The following is a 15,956-nucleotide window of genomic DNA, read 5'->3' as shown; positions in this document are numbered from 1 at the left end:
CGAAGTCTCCTTCAGCCGGGGAACGGAAGGCTATGAGCGGGCGCGGGCGGCGGCATCGGCCGAAAAGCCGTTCCGTCGCCGCCGCGGATGTGCGTCCCGTTGACATCCGCGGCGGCGGCCGTTCATGCTCCGTCCGGCAGCGGAGGTGCGGAAATGACCGCGGATGTGCAGTGGTGGGCCCGGCTCGCCCGGGACGTGCGCGCGGCGGGCCGCGGCGATCTGCCCGTCGAAACCCCGCTCCGAGCGGTGCGGGACAAACTCGGTTTCGCCTGCGTCGCATTGGTGACCGGCAGCAAACAGCGCACCACGACGGTCAACCTTGGCTATCCCGCGGACATGCTCGGCTATATGACCACGACCTACCGTTGGAAATGCCCGATCCACCTGCGCGCCGCCCGGCTGGGCCTGCCGCTGCGCTTCGTCGACATCCCGGAGGTCCACGAGACCCGGACGTACCGGGAAGGCATTCAGCCCTACGGTTTCCGCGAAGGCGTGACGCTGCCGCTCTCGCCCGGTTCCGGTCCGGAGCGCAGCTTTGTTGCGCTGAGTTCCCTCCACGATCGGCCGTTGGACGACGGATCCGTCCTCGCGCTCACGATGCTGTCTCATGATTTCGCCGCGCTGGCCGACCCCGGCGCGGAACCGGGCGATCCCGCGGCCGACGTCGTGCTGCTCGTCTCACCGGCGAGGGTCGACGTGCGCTCGGCTGCGATGGAGCGCCTGCCGCTGAGCGAGCACGAGGCCCGGCTCGCCGCGCGGTGCACTACGGGCGAGCGGACCGGCTTCCGCCATCGGGACGCGGACGGCGTCTGGTGGCAGGTGCTCGCCCGGGCGCGCCGTCCGGACGGAGTGCTGCTGCGGATTTCCCGTCTGCCCGATCCCGGGCTGTTGACCGGGCGGGAACTGGATGTCGTCGGGCTGGTCGCGCGCGGATGGTCGAACGAGCGGGTCTCGGCGGCACTGGGGATCGCAGTTCGGACGGTGCGCAGCCACGTCGAGTCTTCGCTGGTGAAGCTCGACTGCTCGAACCGGACCGCGCTGGCCCGGCACGCGCTCGAGCACAACCTCGACACGCTCGGCGCGCTGGAGGCCGCATACCGCTGATTGTGTCACAATCCTTGCGCTCCTGATGGGGCCGTGTTTCACTCCTCCTGCCCATGAATCGCGCAAACGCCGATGGAGAACGAAGTTCACCGGCTCACGATTGTGTACCGATCCCCCGGCGGCCAGGAGGCAGCGGATGACCACGTTCGAACCCGAGCACCTGCCCCGGCGGGCGATCAAGCGGCGGCTGCCCCGGCCGTCGGAGATCCGGCCGCTGCTCAAGTTCCGGCAGCCCCGGTTCGACGTCCGCGAGCGCCGCCTCGCCACCGCGCACACCATCGACGACCTGCGCACCATCGCCCGCCGCCGCACGCCGCGGCCGGTTTTCGACTACGTCGACGGCGCGGCGGAGCAGGAAATCAGCCTGGGCCGGGCGCGGCAGGCCTTCGAGAACGTCGAGTTGCATCCGCGCGTGCTGCAGGACGTCACCGAGGTGGACCCGGCGACGTCCGTCCTCGGTGGACAGTCCGCGCTGCCGCTTGTGCTGGCACCGACCGGTTTCACCCGCATGATGCACCACGAGGGCGAGATCGCCGTCGCCCGCGCGGCCGCCCGCGCCGGGATCCCGTACGTGCTCTCGACAATGGGCACCACCGACCTCGAAGACGTCCGCGCCAGCGCACCGTCCGCGCGGCAATGGTTCCAGCTCTATCTCTGGAAAGACCGCGCCGCGAGCGAAGCACTGGTCGAACGCGCAGCTCAGGCCGGGTACGAAGCGCTCGTTCTCACGGTCGACACCCCGATCGGCGGGGCGCGGATGCGCGATGTCCGGAATGGACTGACGATCCCGCCGACGCTCACCGTCCGCACCCTCGCCGGGATCGCGGTCCGGCCGTCCTGGTGGATGAACCTGCTGACCACCGAACCGTTGCAATTCGCCGCCCTGAACAACTTCGACGGCACCGTCGAGGAACTGATCGGCACGATGTTCGACCCGTCGCTCACCGTCGAAGACCTGCGGTGGCTGCGCGGGCTGTGGCCGGGAAAGCTGATCGTCAAAGGGATTCAGAGCGTCGCGGACGCCAAGGAGATGGCCGCTTCCGGCGTCGACGCCCTCGTGCTCTCCAACCACGGCGGTCGCCAGCTCGACCGCGCGCCGACCCCGCTCGAACTGCTGCCGCGCGTCGTGGACGCCGTCGGGGACGACTGCGAGGTCATCCTCGACACCGGCGTCCGGACCGGCGCGGACCTCGTTGCCGCGCGGGCGCTGGGCGCGTCGGCCGCGATGGTCGGCCGGGCCTACCTGTACGGCCTGATGGCGGCTGGCGAGCAAGGCGTCGAGCGCACGATGGAGATCCTCCGCGCCGAGTACGTAAGGACGTTGCGGCTTCTCGGCGTCAAGCGCACCGACGAGATCACCGCGGAACACGCCTCCCTGCGGCTGCCCGCCCGGCTTTGACGGCGGGCTCGGCTAAGATCGGCAGTCGCTGTGGGAAGTTCTGCTGAAACGAGTGGCGAAGTGCGCGAACAGGCGGGCAGTACGCCGGGAAGCATCGCGCAAGCCCTCCGCGACGACCTGCTGGACGGCCTCCTCGAACCCGGGACGCGGCTCACCGAGGAATCGCTGAGCGCCCGCTTCGGCGCCGGACGGCATTCGGTGCGGTCCGGCCTGCAGACGCTGGTGTCCGAGGGCCTCCTCGAACACCAGCGCAACAAGGGCATCGTCGTCCCCGCGGTGACGACCGAACGCATCGACGCGATGTGCTCGTACCGCTCCATCCTGGAACTCGGCGCGCTCCGGCTGGCTCTGCTGCAGAACGCGAACTTCGACGCGGTGGACGAGGCGGTGCGGCGACTCGAAATGATGACCGCCGAAACCCCGTGGCGGCACGTGATCGAGGCGCACAGCGCGGTGCACACGGAAATCGTGAAGGCCAGCGGAAACCCTCGCGTGCTCGCCGCGCACCGGGCCTGCGAGAACGAACTGAACTGCATGCTCGCGACGATCCGCGCCGAGTCCTCCGCCGCCCACCTGGCGACGACGCACCGGCACCTCGTCGACCAGCTCCGCATCGGCGGCCAGACCGCTCTGAAGGCCCTGGAGGACGACCTCGAACTCGGCGGCCGCGCGATGATGCACCTCGCGCTGCGCCGCCGGAACGAGGTGCCCCACCTGCTGCCGTGAGCGTTCCTGCCGGGACCCCGGCTCCCCTACAGAGCAGCCACCGCCCGCTCCCCCGGCACCGCCCGCACCGCCACCGGTCCCGCGTCCAGCAACCCGCGCCGAGCCAGCTCCGGCCGCACCCCCTCGCCGAACCAGTACGCCTCCTCCAGATGCGGATACCCGGACAGCACGAACTCCGAGACCCCGGCCTCGCGGTACTCCTCGATCAAGTCCGCGATCTCCGCATAACTCCCCACGAGCGCCGTCCCCGCACCGCCGCGCACCAGGCCGATCCCGGCCCACAGCGCCGGATGGATCTCCAGCTCCCGCGCCGTCGTCCCGGCCCGGCCGCCGTGCAGCGCGACCATCCGCCGCTGCCCCACCGACTCGCTCGCCGCCAGCTGCGACTGCGCCTTCGCGATCTGCTCCGGGCTCAACGCGTCCAGCAGCTTCTGCGCCTCCGCCCAGGCCTCCGCCGACGTGTCGCGCGCGATCGTGTGCAGCCGGACGCCGAACCGGACCGTGCGACCCTCCCGCTCAGCCAGTTCCCGCACCCTGCCGATCTTCTCCGCGACCTGCGCGGGCGGTTCGCCCCAGGTCAAGTAGACGTCGGCGTGCCGCGCGGCGACCGGGAGCGCCGCCGACGACGAACCGCCGAAGTACAGCGGCGGCACCGGATCCGGCGCGGCGAGCGTCGTGGCTCCTTCGACGCGCAAGTGGTCGCCGGCGAAGTCGAACGGCTTTCCCGACCACACGCCGCGCACGATCGACAAGAACTCGTCGGTCCGGGCGTACCGGGCGTCGTGGTCGTGCCAGTCGCCGAACCGGCGCTGTTCGACCGCGTCGCCGCCGGTCACGATGTTCAGCAGGACCCGGCCGCCGGACAGCCGCTGGAAGGTGCCGGCCATCTGCGCGGCGAGCGTCGGCGAGATGACGCCCGGCCGGAACGCGACCAGGAACTTCAGCCTGCTCGTCTCGCGGATCAGCGCGGCGGTGGTCAGCCAGGCGTCCTCGCACCAGGTGCCAGTCGGGGTCAGCACGCCCTCGAAACCCAGTTGTTCGGCCGCGCGCGCGACCTGCGCGAGGTAGTCCAGATCCGCCGGTCGCTGCGCGCTCGGGCCCTGGGACTTGCTGGCGTGGAAGCGTTCCACGATCGTCCGGCCGTCCCCGGTGGTCGGCAGGAACCAGTGCAGTTTCAGGCTCATCCGTTCCTCCTCGCGGCCTCGATGTCGGGCCCGTAGCGGCGGTCGACGAACGCCGCGAAGTCGACCTTCCCGGGCAGCGTGCCCTCGTTCGTGAACGCGTCGGAGAGCTGTTGTTCGGACGCGACGACGGCGTCGTCCAGCGGGATCGGCCGGTCCCTTCCGGCGGAGACGGCCTTCTTCGCCACCTCCGGTTTCAACCCGGTTTCCGCCGCCCACGCGCGCGCCCATTCGTCGGGGTGCGAATTGGACCAGAGCTGGGCTTTCACCACGCGCTGCACGAAATCCTTGATCGCCGAGTTCTTGCCCGGATCGGCCAGCGCGGTCGTGCTGGCGGTCTCGAAAGCGAGCCCGTTGGACGCGCCGCGGCCGTCGGCGAGCACGCGGGCATGCGCGTCGATCTGGGCCTGTGCGGTGTAGGGATCCCAGATCGCCCACGCGTCGATCTGGTGCTGTGTGAACGCCGCGAACGCCTCGGACGGCTGCAGGAACGAGATCTTGATGTCCTTGGTGGAGAGACCAGCCTTCTTGAGCGTGTTGAGCAGCTGCCCGTGCGCCGAACTCCCCTTCGCGACACCCACCGTCTTGCCCCGCAGGGAAGCGACATCCGTCAGCGGCGAATCCGGCGGCACCAGAATGGTTTCCCGCTCCACATTGCTCTTCGCCACGCTCACCACGGAGATCTTCGCCTTCGACGCGGCCGCGAAAATCGGCGGCGTATTGCCCACCCGGCCGACGTCGATCGCCCCCGCCGAAGCCGCCTCCAGCAGCGGCGGCCCGGAAGTGAACGTGGACCATTCGATCCGGTACGGCGTGCCGGTCAGCTGATTCGCCGCGGTGAGCAGGGATTTCACCCCGCCCTTCTGATCGCCGACGCGCAGCGTGACCTTCTTCAGCTCCGCGGGCGAAACCGCGGCGGGAACCGGCGCGCGACCGTCCGAAGCGGACGACGAGCAGGCGGCGAGCCCGGTCAGCAGAAGCGCTGCGGCCAGGACGTTACGCAGATGCACCTTCGGTCACTCCCAGATCGGCCAGGACGCGGCTGCGCACCTCGGCGTGGTCGGCGGCCTTCCGCGGACGCGGCTGGCCGAGAACGTGTTCGGCGACGATGTGGCCGTCGCCCAGGACGAGGATCCGGTCGGCGAGCACGAGCGCTTCGTCGACGTCGTGAGTCACCAGCAACACGGCGGGCTCGTGCGTGCGCCACAGGTCTTCGACGAGCCGGTGCATCGCCAGCCGGGTCAACGCGTCGAGCGCGCCGAACGGTTCGTCCAGGAGCAGCAGATCCGGCTCGCGGACCAAGGCCCGGGCGAGCGAAACCCGTTGCGCCTCACCGCCGGACAGCGTGAGCGGCCACTTGTCGGCATGCTCCGCCAGCCGCACCTCGGCCAGCGCTTTCTCCGCGACCGCGCGGTCGTGGTCCGGACGCAGGCCGAGCACGATGTTGCGCCAGACCTTGCGCCACGGCAGCAACCGCGGTTGCTGGAACGCGACGGAAACCGTGCCGTCCACGGCGGCCGTGCCCTCGATCTCTTGATCCAGCCCGGCCAGCACCTTCAGCAGCGTCGACTTCCCGGACCCGCTCCGCCCGAGCAGCGCGACGAACTCGCCGCGCCCGATGTCCAGGTCGAGTCTGTTGAGGACAGTGCGGTCGCCGAATTTCTTCGCGAGGTCACGGACCTCGACTACCGGGCTCGCCATCGCAAGGCCCTCCTTTCGAGCAGCCGGACGAGGGCGTCGGTGACGAGGCCCAGCACGGCGTAGACCACGAGCCCGACCACCACGACGTCGGTGCGCAGGAATTCGCGGGCATTGTTGATGAGATAACCGATCCCGGCGTCCGCGTTGACCGTCTCGCCGACGATCAGCGCCAGCCACGCGACGCCGAGCGACTGCCGCAGCCCGACCAGCGCCTGCGGCAAAGCCCCTGGCAGGACGACGTGCCACAGCCGTTCGGCGCGGGTGAATCCCAGCGCCCGCGCGGCTTCCACGAGCTGCGGGTCGGCGGTGCGGATTCCCGAGTGGACATTCAAGTACAGCGGAAACGCCACGCCCAGCGCCACCAGGAAGATCTTGGTCTCTTCGCCGATCCCGAACCACAGGATGAACAACGGGATCAACCCGAGGAACGGCAAGGTCCGCAGCATCTGCACCGGCGGATCGACCAATGCCTCGCCCCAGCGCGACAATCCAGCGACGGCCCCGAGCAGCAGTCCGGCGAGCGCCCCGAGCGCGAATCCCGCGCCGACGCGGCCGAGCGAAACCGCGAAGGCGCTGCCGAGTTCGCCGCTGCGGGCGACGTCGACTCCGGCTTGCAGGACAGTCCAGGGCGAGCTGAGTTTGTCGGGCGGCAACGCGCCGGTCGAACTGGCGATCTGCCACGCCGCGACCAGCGCGACCGGGCTGATCCAGCGGCGCGGCGACGGCAGCCGCCGCGGCGCGCGCTTGGGCACGGCCGTTTCGGCGCGCGGCAGCACGCCCGTGGTGGAAATCGACACGGATTTCTCCCGGGTGGGGTTTTCGGTTCAGGGAAAGGGATTCAGCCGCGGGTCAGACAGACCGCGCTCGCCTGCTGCCGGAGGTCGACGTGCAGGCGGCACACGAGGAGGACGCCGCGCTTCATGTCCCCGAGCTTCGATCCCCGGACGGGTGAAGTCAATGTCGGGCCGGACGGCTCTCACGCACTGGAATCCGTGCCGCGGTGTACGGGTTTTGTTCACCGGGCGGGCAGCCCTGTGCCCGGGATCCGGGACAGGTTTCCCGGTCCGCTGCCGAACACCGGCGCGTGGGCGTCACGAAATTGTCGGTGCCGTGGGGTACAAGATCACCATGTACTTTTTCCAGGCACAGCAAGCACTCTCCGCCGAGCCGGACCGGCGACGGCCTGGCTCAGCCGCCGAACATCATCCGCCATTCCTCGAGCGACCGGGGCCGGAACACGAAATTCGAGCTCTTCACCCGGGACAGCGACGCCGAAGACTCTGGCGAATATTGGTGTCCCGGGTACACCACTGGGTCGCCGGGCAGCGTCGCCAGCCATTGCAGGCTGCGGAAAATCGCGTCCGCGTCGCCGCCGGGGAAGTCGGTCCGGCCGCAGCCCTCGAGGAACAGCGTGTCCCCGGAGACCAGCCGGTCGCCGACCAGGAAGCACTGGCTGCCCGGCGTGTGCCCGGGCGTGTGGAGCAGCCGGATGTCGATCGAGCCGACCGTCACCACGTCGTCGTGCTCGTGCGCGCGCAGGTCGGTGTCCGACACGCCGGTCACCCGGCGCACCCACTCGCTTTCCTGCGCGTTGACGTGGATCGGCACCGGCCGCAGCGCGAGCAGTTCCGCGATCCCGGGCAGCGAGAAGCCCATCATGTCGCCGCCGACGTGGTCGGGGTGGTGATGCGTCGCGAGCACGCCGGTCAGCCGCATCCCGTCGGCTTCCAGCGTCTCGACCAGGTCGCCCACCGCGTACGCGGGGTCCACCAGCACCGCCTCGCCCGATTCGCGGTCCCCGATCAGGTAAGCGAAATTCACCATCTGGGTCGCGACGGCGTCCCCGACGGCGAAATCGCGGCCGGCGAGCAACTGGCGGAAGTAGAGCTGGTCTGCCATGCCCGCAGCGTAACGTCACTCCCCCACGGAGCCGTCGGCCAGTTCCCGCAGCGCGTCGAGATGCCCGACGTGCCGCGCGGTCTCCTGCACGACATGCGCCAGCACCCAGCGGACGGTGAACTCCCCCGACCGGCGCGTGCGGTCCTCCGGCGAAAGCCCGGCCAGCGCTGCCGCCGCCCGTTCCCTTTCCGCCCGATAAGCCGCGACGACCGTCGTGACGTCGTCTTCCGGAGTCAAGTCCCAGCTCGGATCCGGCGAGCCCGGCCACAGCGAGGGCTCGTCGGAGCCGCCCGCCTCGATCACCAGCCACCACCGCTCGACCGCGGTCAGATGCTTGAGCACGCCCAGCGCGCTGGTGCGCGGCGAACTCGGCAGCGGCGTCGCGGCCGCCTGTTCCCGGGTCAGCCCGGTGATCTTCTGCACCGCGGTCGCCCGGAGGAAGTCGAGGAACCGCGTCTGCACGGTCATCTCGTCGCCGTCGAGCGGATCCGGCCAGACGCGTTCTGCCTCCGCCATGGCCCCGACCCTACTGGCGCCGGAGAGGAATACGCTCGGCCTCATGGTGTGGGGATTTCTGTGTGCGCTGCTGTCCGCGGTGGCCTACGGCGTCGCTTCGGTGATGCAGGCGGTGGCCGCGAAGGCCGCGCCGGACGAGGGCGGCGCCGGGGTCGACCCGCGTTTGCTGCTCCGGGTGCTGAAGCAGTGGAAGTTCGTCGTCGGACTGCTGCTCGACGGCGTCGGCTTCGTCGCGCAGATCGCTGCCCTGCACGTCCTGCCGCTGTTTCTGGTCCAGGCGACGCAAGCCGCGAGCCTGGCGGTGACGGCCGTCGCGGTGCGGGTGTTCGGAGTCCGGCTCGGAGCGCGGGAATGGACCGCTGTCGGCGTCGTGGTCGCCGGGCTCGCGCTGCTCGGTTCGTCCGCGGAAAGCGAAGGTTCCAGCGAGGTCGGCCTCGGTTTCCGCCTGACGCTCGCCGGTGCCGCCGTGGTTCTCGGGATCGCCGGTCTCCTTGTCGGGCGCGCGGGCGACCGCGTACGCACCGCTGGGCTCGGGCTGGTCGCCGGGCTGTGCTTCGGACTGGTCGCGGTGGCGGGCCGGGTCATCCAGAGCCTCGCGCCGCTGGACCTGCTGCGCGACCCCGCGCTGTACGTCGTCGCGGTGGCGGGCGCGCTGGCCATGCTGTTCTTCGCCACCGCACTGCAACGCGGCAGCGTCACCACCGCCACCGCGATGATGGTGCTCGGCGAAACGGTCATGCCGTCGCTGATCGGCGTCCTGCTGCTGGGCGACCGGACCCGGCCCGGGTTCGCCGTGGTCGCACTGATCGGCTTCGTCCTCGCCGTGGCCGCCGCGCTGGCCCTGACCCGCTTCGGCGAGCCCGAACCGGCTGTCGCCTCCGTCGGAGACCAGCCGCCGGAAGCAGAGCCCGCGGGACGCGACGTCCGCCGATGACGCCGCCCGACACGGTCTTGGTGAAAGGTTAGGCTAGCCTTCTCCAGCGGACGAAAGGGAGGAACCGGCGACCCGACCGGCCTCGTCCGCACGAACGGAGGCGCCGATGACCACCGGCCGGGACGTCCTGCGCAGTGCGATCGCCGGACAACGGAAATCCGTCGTCGCCGCAGCCGTCCTCGCGGCGGGGCACCAGGGTGGCGAGGCGCTCGTCCCGGTAGTGATCGGCGTGGTGCTGGACCGGGCCGTCGCCGACAGCTCCGTGCTGACGCTCCTCGGCTGGCTGGCCGTGCTGGCGGTGGTCTTCCTGGTGCTCTCCTCCAGCTACCGCTTCGGCGCGCGGGCCGCAGAGGGCGCGTCCGAGCGGGCCGCGCACGAGATCCGGCTCGCGGTCAGCCGTCGCGTCCTGCATCCTCGCGGCGGCGCGGAGAACGGTGCGCTCGCCGGGGAACTGGTGAGCGTCGGAACCTCGGACGCCCGCCGGGTCGGGATGATCAACGCGGTGCTTCCGTTCGGCATCGCCGCGCTCGCCGGGCTGGTCGTGAGCGCGGTCGTGCTCCTCCGGATGTCGGTGCCGCTCGGGCTGCTCGTCCTTCTCGGCACCCCGCCGCTGCTGTTCCTCGCCCATCTCATCGGGAAACCGCTGGAGAAGCGCAGCGCACTGGAACAGGAACGCGCCGCGCACGCCTCCGGGGTCGCGGCCGACCTGGTCAGCGGGCTGCGCGTGCTGAAAGGCATCGGCGCGGAACCGGCGGCGACCGCGCGGTATCGACGCACCAGCCGGGATTCCCTGCGAGCGACCATCCGCGCGGCTCGCGCGCAGGCGTGGCACAACGGCGCCCTGCTCGCGCTCACCGGGATCTTCATCGCGATCGTCGCCCTCCTCGGCGGCTCGCTCGCCGCGAACGGCGAGATCTCCGTCGGCGACCTCGTCGCCGCGGTCGGGCTGGCGCAGTTCCTGCAGACGCCGTTCACCATCTTCGCCTGGGTCAATGGCCAACTCGCCCAGGGCCGCGCTTCCGCCGCCCGAGTCGCCGCAGTGCTCAGCACACCTCCCGCAGTCCCGGACGGCACCGGCGAACTGCCCGCCCCAGCGACAGGCAGCGTTGAGCTTTCCGCGGTATCGCACGGAAAACTCAACGAACTCGACCTCACCGTCCCGCCCGGCGAACTGCTCGGCATCGTCACCACCGACCCCGCCACGGCCACCGATCTCCTCGACTGCCTAGGCCGCTTCGCCGATCCACACGCCGGCACCGTCCACGTCGACGAGGTGAATCTGTCCACTGTGGACCCCGACCGAGTCCGCGAGGTCGTCCTAGTCGCCGCGCACGACACAGACCTCTTCGAAGGCACCGTGGAAGACAACGTCCGCGGCGGCATGCCCGCCATCCCGGACGGAGTGCTCACCGCCTCAGCCGCCGACGAGGTCGCCGCGACTCTCCCCTCCGGCACCGCCACCACCGTCACCGAACGCGGCCGCTCCCTGTCCGGCGGACAACGACAACGGGTCGCCCTCGCCCGCGCCCTCGCCACCGAAGCTCCGGTCCTGGTGCTGCACGATCCGACCACCGCCGTCGACACCGTCACCGAAGCCCGCATCGCCGCCGGGGTCGCGGAACTTCGCCGCACCCGCACCACCATCGTGGTCACCACGAGCCCGGCGCTGCTCGCCGTCACCGACCGGGTCGTACTCCTCCAGGACGGCCAGGTCGCCGCCGAAGGCACCCACCCCGAACTCGTCCGCACGAACGCGACCTACCGAGCGGCGGTCCTCTCATGACCCAACGCGTCGCGGAACCTCGCCCCCACCGCACCACGATCGTCGTCACCGCACTCCCCGAACTCGGCCACACCGAACCCGCCCACCGAACGGCGGCCCTCCCATGAACCAACACGTCACGGAACCGCGCCCCCACCGCACCACGATCGTCGTCACCGCACTCCCCGAACTCGGCCACACCGAACCCGCCCACCGAACGGCGGTCCTCCCATGACCCAACGCGAACTCCTCCCCACCGCCCCCGGCCCGCGCATCCGGGCCGTCCTGCTCGACCTCCTGCGGCAAGCGAAAGCCCGCGCGATCGGGTCCTTCGCCTTCGTCGTCGGCGCGACCGCGATCGGCCTGCTCACCGCTCCCCTGCTCGGCCGCGTCGTCGACCTCGTCGCCACCCGGCAGCCCGCGGCCGCGCTCGCGTACCCGATCGCCGGTCTGGTCCTGGTCGCCGCGACGTCCGCGGTCGCCACCGCCATCGGCGTCTCGATGCTCGCCCGGCTCGGCGAAACCATGCTCGCCGACCTGCGCGAACGGTTCATCGACCGCGCCCTCGGCCTGCCGCTGGAGCAGGTCGAAAAAGCCGGTTCCGGCGACCTGACCACCCGGGTCACCAACGACGTCTCAGTCGTCGCCGACGCGGTCCGGCAAGCGCTGCCCGCGCTCGCCCGTTCGGTGCTGACGATCGTGCTGACTCTGGTCGCGATGGCGATCCTCGACTGGCGTTTCCTCGCCGCCGCCCTGCTGGCGGTCCCGATCCAGCTCCACACCGTCCGCTGGTACGTCCGCCGCGCGACCCCGTTGTATGCCGCCCAGCGAACCGCCGTCGGCGCGCAGCAGCAACAGCTTCTCGACACCATCGGCGGTGCCAAAACCGTCCGCGCGTTCCGGCTCGCGGACGCGCACGTCGACCGGGTCCGCGAACGATCCACTGGCGCGGTGGAGCTGGCATTGCGCGGAGTCCGCCTCGCCACCCGGTTCTACGGCCGGCTGAATCTCGCCGAGTTCGTCGGCCTTTCCGCGGTACTGGCGGCCGGTTTTCTGTTGGTGGGCGCGAATCTCGCGACGGTCGGCGTCGCGACGGCGGCCGCGTTGTACTTCCACAGCCTCTTCGGGCCGATCAACACCGCACTCGCGCTAGTCGACGACGCGCAGGCAGCCACCGCGAGCCTGTCCCGACTGATCGGCGTCGCGGATCTGCCCGCAGGGGCCGAACCGACCCGTGTCGGCCGTCCCGTCGACGCTTCGGTGAAGGCAGCCGGCGTCGGACACTCCTATGTGGACGACCATCCGGTGCTGCGCGACGTCGACCTCGAGGTCGCGCCGGGCGAACGCGTCGCGCTGGTCGGGGCGAGCGGGGCCGGGAAGACGACGCTGGCCAAGCTGATCGCCGGGATCCATCAGGCCAGCAGCGGCACCGTCTCCATCGGCGGCGTTCCGCTCGACCAGCTCGGCCCGGCCGCCACCCGGCGCGCGGTCGCGTTGATCAGCCAGGAGGTGCACGTCTTCAGCGGGCCGCTGGCCGACGATCTCCGCCTCGCCGCTCCCGAAGCCAGCGACGAAGACCTCCAGGCGGCACTGGCCAAGGTCGGCGCGGCCGAGTGGGTCGAGGCATTGCCGGACGGGCTCGCGACGGTCGTCGGCGAGGGCGGGCATCGGCTGACCGTCACGCAGGCTCAGCAGCTCGCGCTCGTACGGTTGGTGCTCGCCGATCCGCCGGTCGCGATCCTCGACGAGGCGACGGCGGAGGCAGGCAGCGCCGGGGCGAAAACGCTGGAAGCCGCTGCAGCCGCCGCGCTCGAAGGACGCACCGGCCTGATCGTGGCGCACCGATTGACCCAGGCAGCGGCTTCGGACCGCATTGTCGTTCTGGACGCCGGCGTGGTCGTGGAGTCCGGGACGCACGACGAGCTGGTCGCAGCAGGAGGCCGGTACGCCACGCTCTGGACCGCCTGGTCCGGCCTGCGCAGCCACCGTCCGTGAGGGGAACCCTGGTCGAGTTCCCCTCACGGCCTTCAGGAGGTTCGGCGCAGCGAAAGCGGGCGCAGGTCGGTCCAGGTGCGCTCGATGTGGTCCAGGCAGGCCTGCCGCGCGTCCGGCCCGAAAGCGGTCCGCCACCCGTCGGGCACGGCCACGAAGTCCGGCCACAGGCTGTACTGGCCCTCGTCGTTCACGAGGACCCGGTAAACGCCGTCGGGGTTTTCGAACGGATTCGTCATGGCTCAGTCCTTTCCGTGCCTCAGCGGATCCCGCTGACCGCGTACTCCACCGGATCCGCTCCGGCCGCCCGCCGGTCCACAATGGACTGCAGGATCTCGCCCACCCGCACCGCGGTGTTCGACAGCAGCGACGACGTGATCCCGTGCGTGTGCTCGGTGCCGCCCTGCAAGTAGAGCCCGCCGCGCACAGACGGGTCGGTGGTGATCCGGTAGTCGCGTTCGACCTTCAACCGGCCCTCGCCGTCCCGGCGGCAGTGCCCGGCCAAGCCTCCGAGCAGCGGCGTCGGGTCCGCGGGCAGGTAGCCGGTCGCGTAGACGACCGCGTCGGCGTCCAGCACCGAACGCTCGCCGGTCGCCAGAGATTCGACCGTCGCGCGCACGTGCGTTCCCTGGTCGGCGACCTCGACCGGACGCGAAACGTTGAACAGCCGCAACCGTTCCACGCCGAGCACCTTTTCCTGGTAGCGCCGCCGGTACAGCTCGTCGATGAGATCGAGGTCGACCGCGGAGTAGTTCGTCGCGCCGTGGTAGCGCATCAGTCGTTCCTTGACCGGTTCGCTTGCCGCGTAGAAGGAATCGACCCCCTCCGGGTCGAAAATCCGGTTGGCGAACGCGCTGTCGTCGGCGGGGCTGTAGCCGTAGCGCGCGAACACCGCGCACACCTCGGCGCGCGGGAACTCGTCGTGCAGCAAGGCGGCGACCTCGGCCGCGCTCTGCCCGGCGCCGATCACCACGAACCGCCGCGCGTCCGTGCCGCGCAACGACTCGACGCGGTGCAGCAGCTCGCTGTTGTGCCAGATCCGGTCTCCGGCGACGACCCCGTCCGGCAGCTTCGCGCGCAATCCGGTGCCCAGCACGAGGTTCCGCGCCCGCAGCTCGATGATTTCGCCGTCCACGCGGGCGCGTACGTCGAAGAACGCGACCTCGGCGCCGTCGTGCACCGGCTCGACCGAAACGACTTCGCTGCCGTAGGACACCAGGTCGTCGACCTTCGCCGCGGCCCATTCGAAGTAGTCGTGGAACTCGACGCGCAGCGGGAACAGGGTCTTGTGGTTGATGAAATCGACCAGCCGCCCCTTCTCGTGCAGGTAGTTGAGGAAGGTGAACGCGCTCGCCGGGTTCCGCATCGTCGCCAGGTCCTTGAGGAACGACACCTGCATGGTCGCGGTGTCGATCAGCATCCCGCGATGCCAGCCGAAGCGGGGCTGGCGCTCCAGGAAGTGCGCCGTGACCGTCTCCCCCGAGCCCGCGTTGTGCTCGGCGAGGGCGATCGCGAGCGCGAGGTTGGACGGCCCGAACCCGACTCCGACCACGTCGTACACCGGCACCTGGCTGTCCTCGGCCCCTGCTCGTGACATGAAAGTCCCCTAGCGCGGCACTGCCGCATCACCGTTCTCGACTGACCAATGCTCAAGAAACCCTAACCTAACTTAGGTAAGCCTCAACTAGTACTGTCTGGGTGATGTTCGTCCCGACCACGAAAGGTGCACCGCCGATGCGCGTGGCCATGTTCGGCTACCAGACCTGGGGACACCGCACCCTCAAGGCCCTCCTCGACGCAGGCCAGGACGTGCGGCTGGTGGTCACCCACCCGCCGAGCGACCACGCCTACGAACGGATCTGGAGCGATTCGGTCGCCGGACTGGCCGAGGAGCACGGAATCCGCACCCTGCTGCGCACCCGCCCGGACGACGCGGAACTGCTCGGCGAACTGAAGGCGGCGGACCTCGACCTGATCGTCGCGAACAACTGGCGCACCTGGCTGCCGCCGGAGATCTTCGACCTACCGCGCCACGGCACCCTCAACGTGCACGACTCGCTGCTGCCCGCGTACGCCGGCTTCTCCCCCATCATCTGGGCGCTGATCAACGGCGAACCGGAAGTCGGCGTCACGGCGCACATGATGAACGACGAACTCGACGCCGGCGACATCGTCGCCCAGCGCGCGGTCGCGGTCGGCCCGCGCGACACCGCCACGGATCTGTTCCACCGCACCGTGGATCTCATCGAACCGCTCGTGACCGAAGCACTGGGCCTGATCGAATCCGGCACGGTGGTTCCCATCGCGCAGGACCGGACCAAGGCGAGCTTCTTCCACAAACGCGCCCCGCGCGACAGCCTCATCGACTGGACCTGGTCCGCCGAGGAACTGGACCGCCTGGTGCGCGCCCAATCCGACCCGTACCCCAACGCCTTCACCTACCACCGCGGCGAGCAACTGCGCATCGTGCGCGCCTCGGTTTCGGACGGCCGCTACGGCGGAACTCCGGGCCGCATCTTCATCCGCGAAGGCGAGGGCGTGGTGATCGTCGCCGGACGGGACGCACGGCGCGGCCAGTCGCCGGGGCTCCGGATCGAACGCGTCCGCACGGCTGACGACCGGGAACTTTCGGCGGCGGAGTACTTCACGACCATGGGCGGGTATCTCACCGACCGTCCGTAGCCGCCGCCCTCGGCCTCGGACCCCACCTCCGCGACGAGCCGGGTCCGAGGCCGAGATTCA

At 70.4% G+C, this 15,956-nt stretch carries 15 protein-coding genes; 7 read left to right on the top strand and 8 right to left on the bottom strand.

Annotated features, from left to right (window positions below; translation table 11 throughout):
* Positions 1 to 153: 153 nt before the first annotated feature.
* The 3 genes from WA670_RS13115 to WA670_RS13105 all read left to right on the top strand — a co-directional run bounded on the left by WA670_RS13115 (position 154) and on the right by WA670_RS13105 (position 3,229).
* Positions 154 to 1,104, top strand: coding sequence for a helix-turn-helix transcriptional regulator (locus WA670_RS13115; protein WP_336157838.1), 951 nt, complete (start codon positions 154 to 156; stop codon positions 1,102 to 1,104).
* 136 nt (positions 1,105 to 1,240) lie between these two features.
* Complete coding sequence (locus WA670_RS13110; protein WP_336157837.1) at positions 1,241 to 2,503, top strand: alpha-hydroxy acid oxidase; 1,263 nt, start codon at positions 1,241 to 1,243, stop codon at positions 2,501 to 2,503.
* Positions 2,504 to 2,563: 60 nt separating this feature from the next.
* Positions 2,564 to 3,229: a GntR family transcriptional regulator gene (locus WA670_RS13105; protein WP_336157836.1), complete on the top strand. Its 666-nt coding sequence runs from the start codon at positions 2,564 to 2,566 to the stop codon at positions 3,227 to 3,229.
* A 26-nt stretch (positions 3,230 to 3,255) separates the two neighbouring features.
* On the opposite strand, the gene WA670_RS13100 is transcribed toward WA670_RS13105, so the two are convergent.
* The 6 genes from WA670_RS13100 to WA670_RS13075 form a co-directional block, all read right to left on the bottom strand.
* Positions 3,256 to 4,413: an LLM class flavin-dependent oxidoreductase gene (locus tag WA670_RS13100; RefSeq protein ID WP_238605885.1), complete on the bottom strand. Its 1,158-nt coding sequence runs from the start codon at positions 4,411 to 4,413 to the stop codon at positions 3,256 to 3,258.
* Entirely contained in the window at positions 4,410 to 5,420 is a 1,011-nt protein-coding gene (locus WA670_RS13095) for an ABC transporter substrate-binding protein (protein ID WP_167756312.1), read from the bottom strand. Before WA670_RS13095 ends, WA670_RS13100 begins: the two co-directional genes overlap by 4 nt.
* Entirely contained in the window at positions 5,407 to 6,111 is a 705-nt protein-coding gene (locus WA670_RS13090) for an ABC transporter ATP-binding protein (protein ID WP_238605884.1), read from the bottom strand. Before WA670_RS13090 ends, WA670_RS13095 begins: the two co-directional genes overlap by 14 nt.
* Positions 6,096 to 6,908, bottom strand: a complete 813-nt coding sequence (locus tag WA670_RS13085) for an ABC transporter permease (protein ID WP_238605883.1) — start codon at positions 6,906 to 6,908, stop codon at positions 6,096 to 6,098. The genes WA670_RS13090 and WA670_RS13085 overlap by 16 nt, the downstream gene beginning before the upstream one ends.
* 391 nt (positions 6,909 to 7,299) lie before the next feature.
* Complete coding sequence (locus WA670_RS13080) at positions 7,300 to 8,010, bottom strand: MBL fold metallo-hydrolase (RefSeq protein WP_238605882.1); 711 nt, start codon at positions 8,008 to 8,010, stop codon at positions 7,300 to 7,302.
* 15 nt (positions 8,011 to 8,025) lie between these two features.
* Positions 8,026 to 8,526, bottom strand: a complete 501-nt coding sequence (locus WA670_RS13075) for a mycothiol transferase (protein WP_336157835.1) — start codon at positions 8,524 to 8,526, stop codon at positions 8,026 to 8,028.
* Between the two features lie 43 nt (positions 8,527 to 8,569).
* On the opposite strand from WA670_RS13075, the gene WA670_RS13070 reads away from it, so the two are divergent.
* The 3 genes from WA670_RS13070 to WA670_RS13060 all read left to right on the top strand — a co-directional run bounded on the left by WA670_RS13070 (position 8,570) and on the right by WA670_RS13060 (position 13,217).
* Entirely contained in the window at positions 8,570 to 9,460 is an 891-nt protein-coding gene (locus WA670_RS13070) for a hypothetical protein (RefSeq protein WP_336157834.1), read from the top strand.
* Positions 9,461 to 9,566: 106 nt separating this feature from the next.
* Positions 9,567 to 11,243, top strand: a complete 1,677-nt coding sequence (locus WA670_RS13065) for an ABC transporter ATP-binding protein (RefSeq protein ID WP_275291994.1) — start codon at positions 9,567 to 9,569, stop codon at positions 11,241 to 11,243.
* A gap of 210 nt (positions 11,244 to 11,453) precedes the next feature.
* Positions 11,454 to 13,217 carry an ABC transporter ATP-binding protein gene (locus WA670_RS13060; protein WP_336157833.1) on the top strand — a complete coding sequence of 588 codons (1,764 nt, stop codon included), beginning with the start codon at positions 11,454 to 11,456 and terminating at the stop codon, positions 13,215 to 13,217.
* A gap of 32 nt (positions 13,218 to 13,249) precedes the next feature.
* On the opposite strand, the gene WA670_RS13055 is transcribed toward WA670_RS13060, so the two are convergent.
* Positions 13,250 to 13,453 carry an MbtH family protein gene (locus WA670_RS13055; RefSeq protein WP_336157832.1) on the bottom strand — a complete coding sequence of 68 codons (204 nt, stop codon included), beginning with the start codon at positions 13,451 to 13,453 and terminating at the stop codon, positions 13,250 to 13,252.
* Positions 13,454 to 13,473: 20 nt separating this feature from the next.
* Positions 13,474 to 14,811, bottom strand: a complete 1,338-nt coding sequence (locus WA670_RS13050) for a lysine N(6)-hydroxylase/L-ornithine N(5)-oxygenase family protein (protein WP_336157831.1) — start codon at positions 14,809 to 14,811, stop codon at positions 13,474 to 13,476.
* Positions 14,812 to 14,948: 137 nt separating this feature from the next.
* On the opposite strand from WA670_RS13050, the gene WA670_RS13045 reads away from it, so the two are divergent.
* The gene (locus tag WA670_RS13045) at positions 14,949 to 15,896 is read left to right on the top strand and encodes a methionyl-tRNA formyltransferase (RefSeq protein WP_336157830.1); all 948 of its coding nucleotides are present in this window, start codon (positions 14,949 to 14,951) and stop codon (positions 15,894 to 15,896) included.
* The last annotated feature ends 60 nt before the right edge of the window (positions 15,897 to 15,956 follow it).

The sequence above is a fragment of the Amycolatopsis sp. VC5-11 genome, from assembly GCF_037034185.1.
Taxonomy (GTDB): Bacteria; Actinomycetota; Actinomycetes; order Mycobacteriales; family Pseudonocardiaceae; genus Amycolatopsis; species Amycolatopsis nivea.
Note: the sequence above shows the minus strand (reverse complement) of the source record. Positions and strands in the feature narration are given on the sequence as shown.

What these genes read in the sequence shown, in the direction of transcription:
- WA670_RS13115 (WP_336157838.1), top strand. Translation starts at nt 154, where the DNA reads ATGACCGCGGATGTGCAGTGGTGGGCCCGGCTCGCCCGGGACGTGCGC.
- WA670_RS13080 (WP_238605882.1), bottom strand. Translation starts at nt 8,010, where the DNA reads ATGGCAGACCAGCTCTACTTCCGCCAGTTGCTCGCCGGCCGCGATTTC.
- WA670_RS13055 (WP_336157832.1), bottom strand. Translation starts at nt 13,453, where the DNA reads ATGACGAATCCGTTCGAAAACCCCGACGGCGTTTACCGGGTCCTCGTG.
- WA670_RS13050 (WP_336157831.1), bottom strand. Translation starts at nt 14,811, where the DNA reads ATGTCACGAGCAGGGGCCGAGGACAGCCAGGTGCCGGTGTACGACGTG.
- WA670_RS13090 (WP_238605884.1), bottom strand. Translation starts at nt 6,111, where the DNA reads ATGGCGAGCCCGGTAGTCGAGGTCCGTGACCTCGCGAAGAAATTCGGC.
- WA670_RS13110 (WP_336157837.1), top strand. Translation starts at nt 1,241, where the DNA reads ATGACCACGTTCGAACCCGAGCACCTGCCCCGGCGGGCGATCAAGCGG.
- WA670_RS13100 (WP_238605885.1), bottom strand. Translation starts at nt 4,413, where the DNA reads ATGAGCCTGAAACTGCACTGGTTCCTGCCGACCACCGGGGACGGCCGG.
- WA670_RS13060 (WP_336157833.1), top strand. Translation starts at nt 11,454, where the DNA reads ATGACCCAACGCGAACTCCTCCCCACCGCCCCCGGCCCGCGCATCCGG.
- WA670_RS13065 (WP_275291994.1), top strand. Translation starts at nt 9,567, where the DNA reads ATGACCACCGGCCGGGACGTCCTGCGCAGTGCGATCGCCGGACAACGG.
- WA670_RS13070 (WP_336157834.1), top strand. Translation starts at nt 8,570, where the DNA reads ATGGTGTGGGGATTTCTGTGTGCGCTGCTGTCCGCGGTGGCCTACGGC.
- WA670_RS13075 (WP_336157835.1), bottom strand. Translation starts at nt 8,526, where the DNA reads ATGGCGGAGGCAGAACGCGTCTGGCCGGATCCGCTCGACGGCGACGAG.
- WA670_RS13045 (WP_336157830.1), top strand. Translation starts at nt 14,949, where the DNA reads ATGCGCGTGGCCATGTTCGGCTACCAGACCTGGGGACACCGCACCCTC.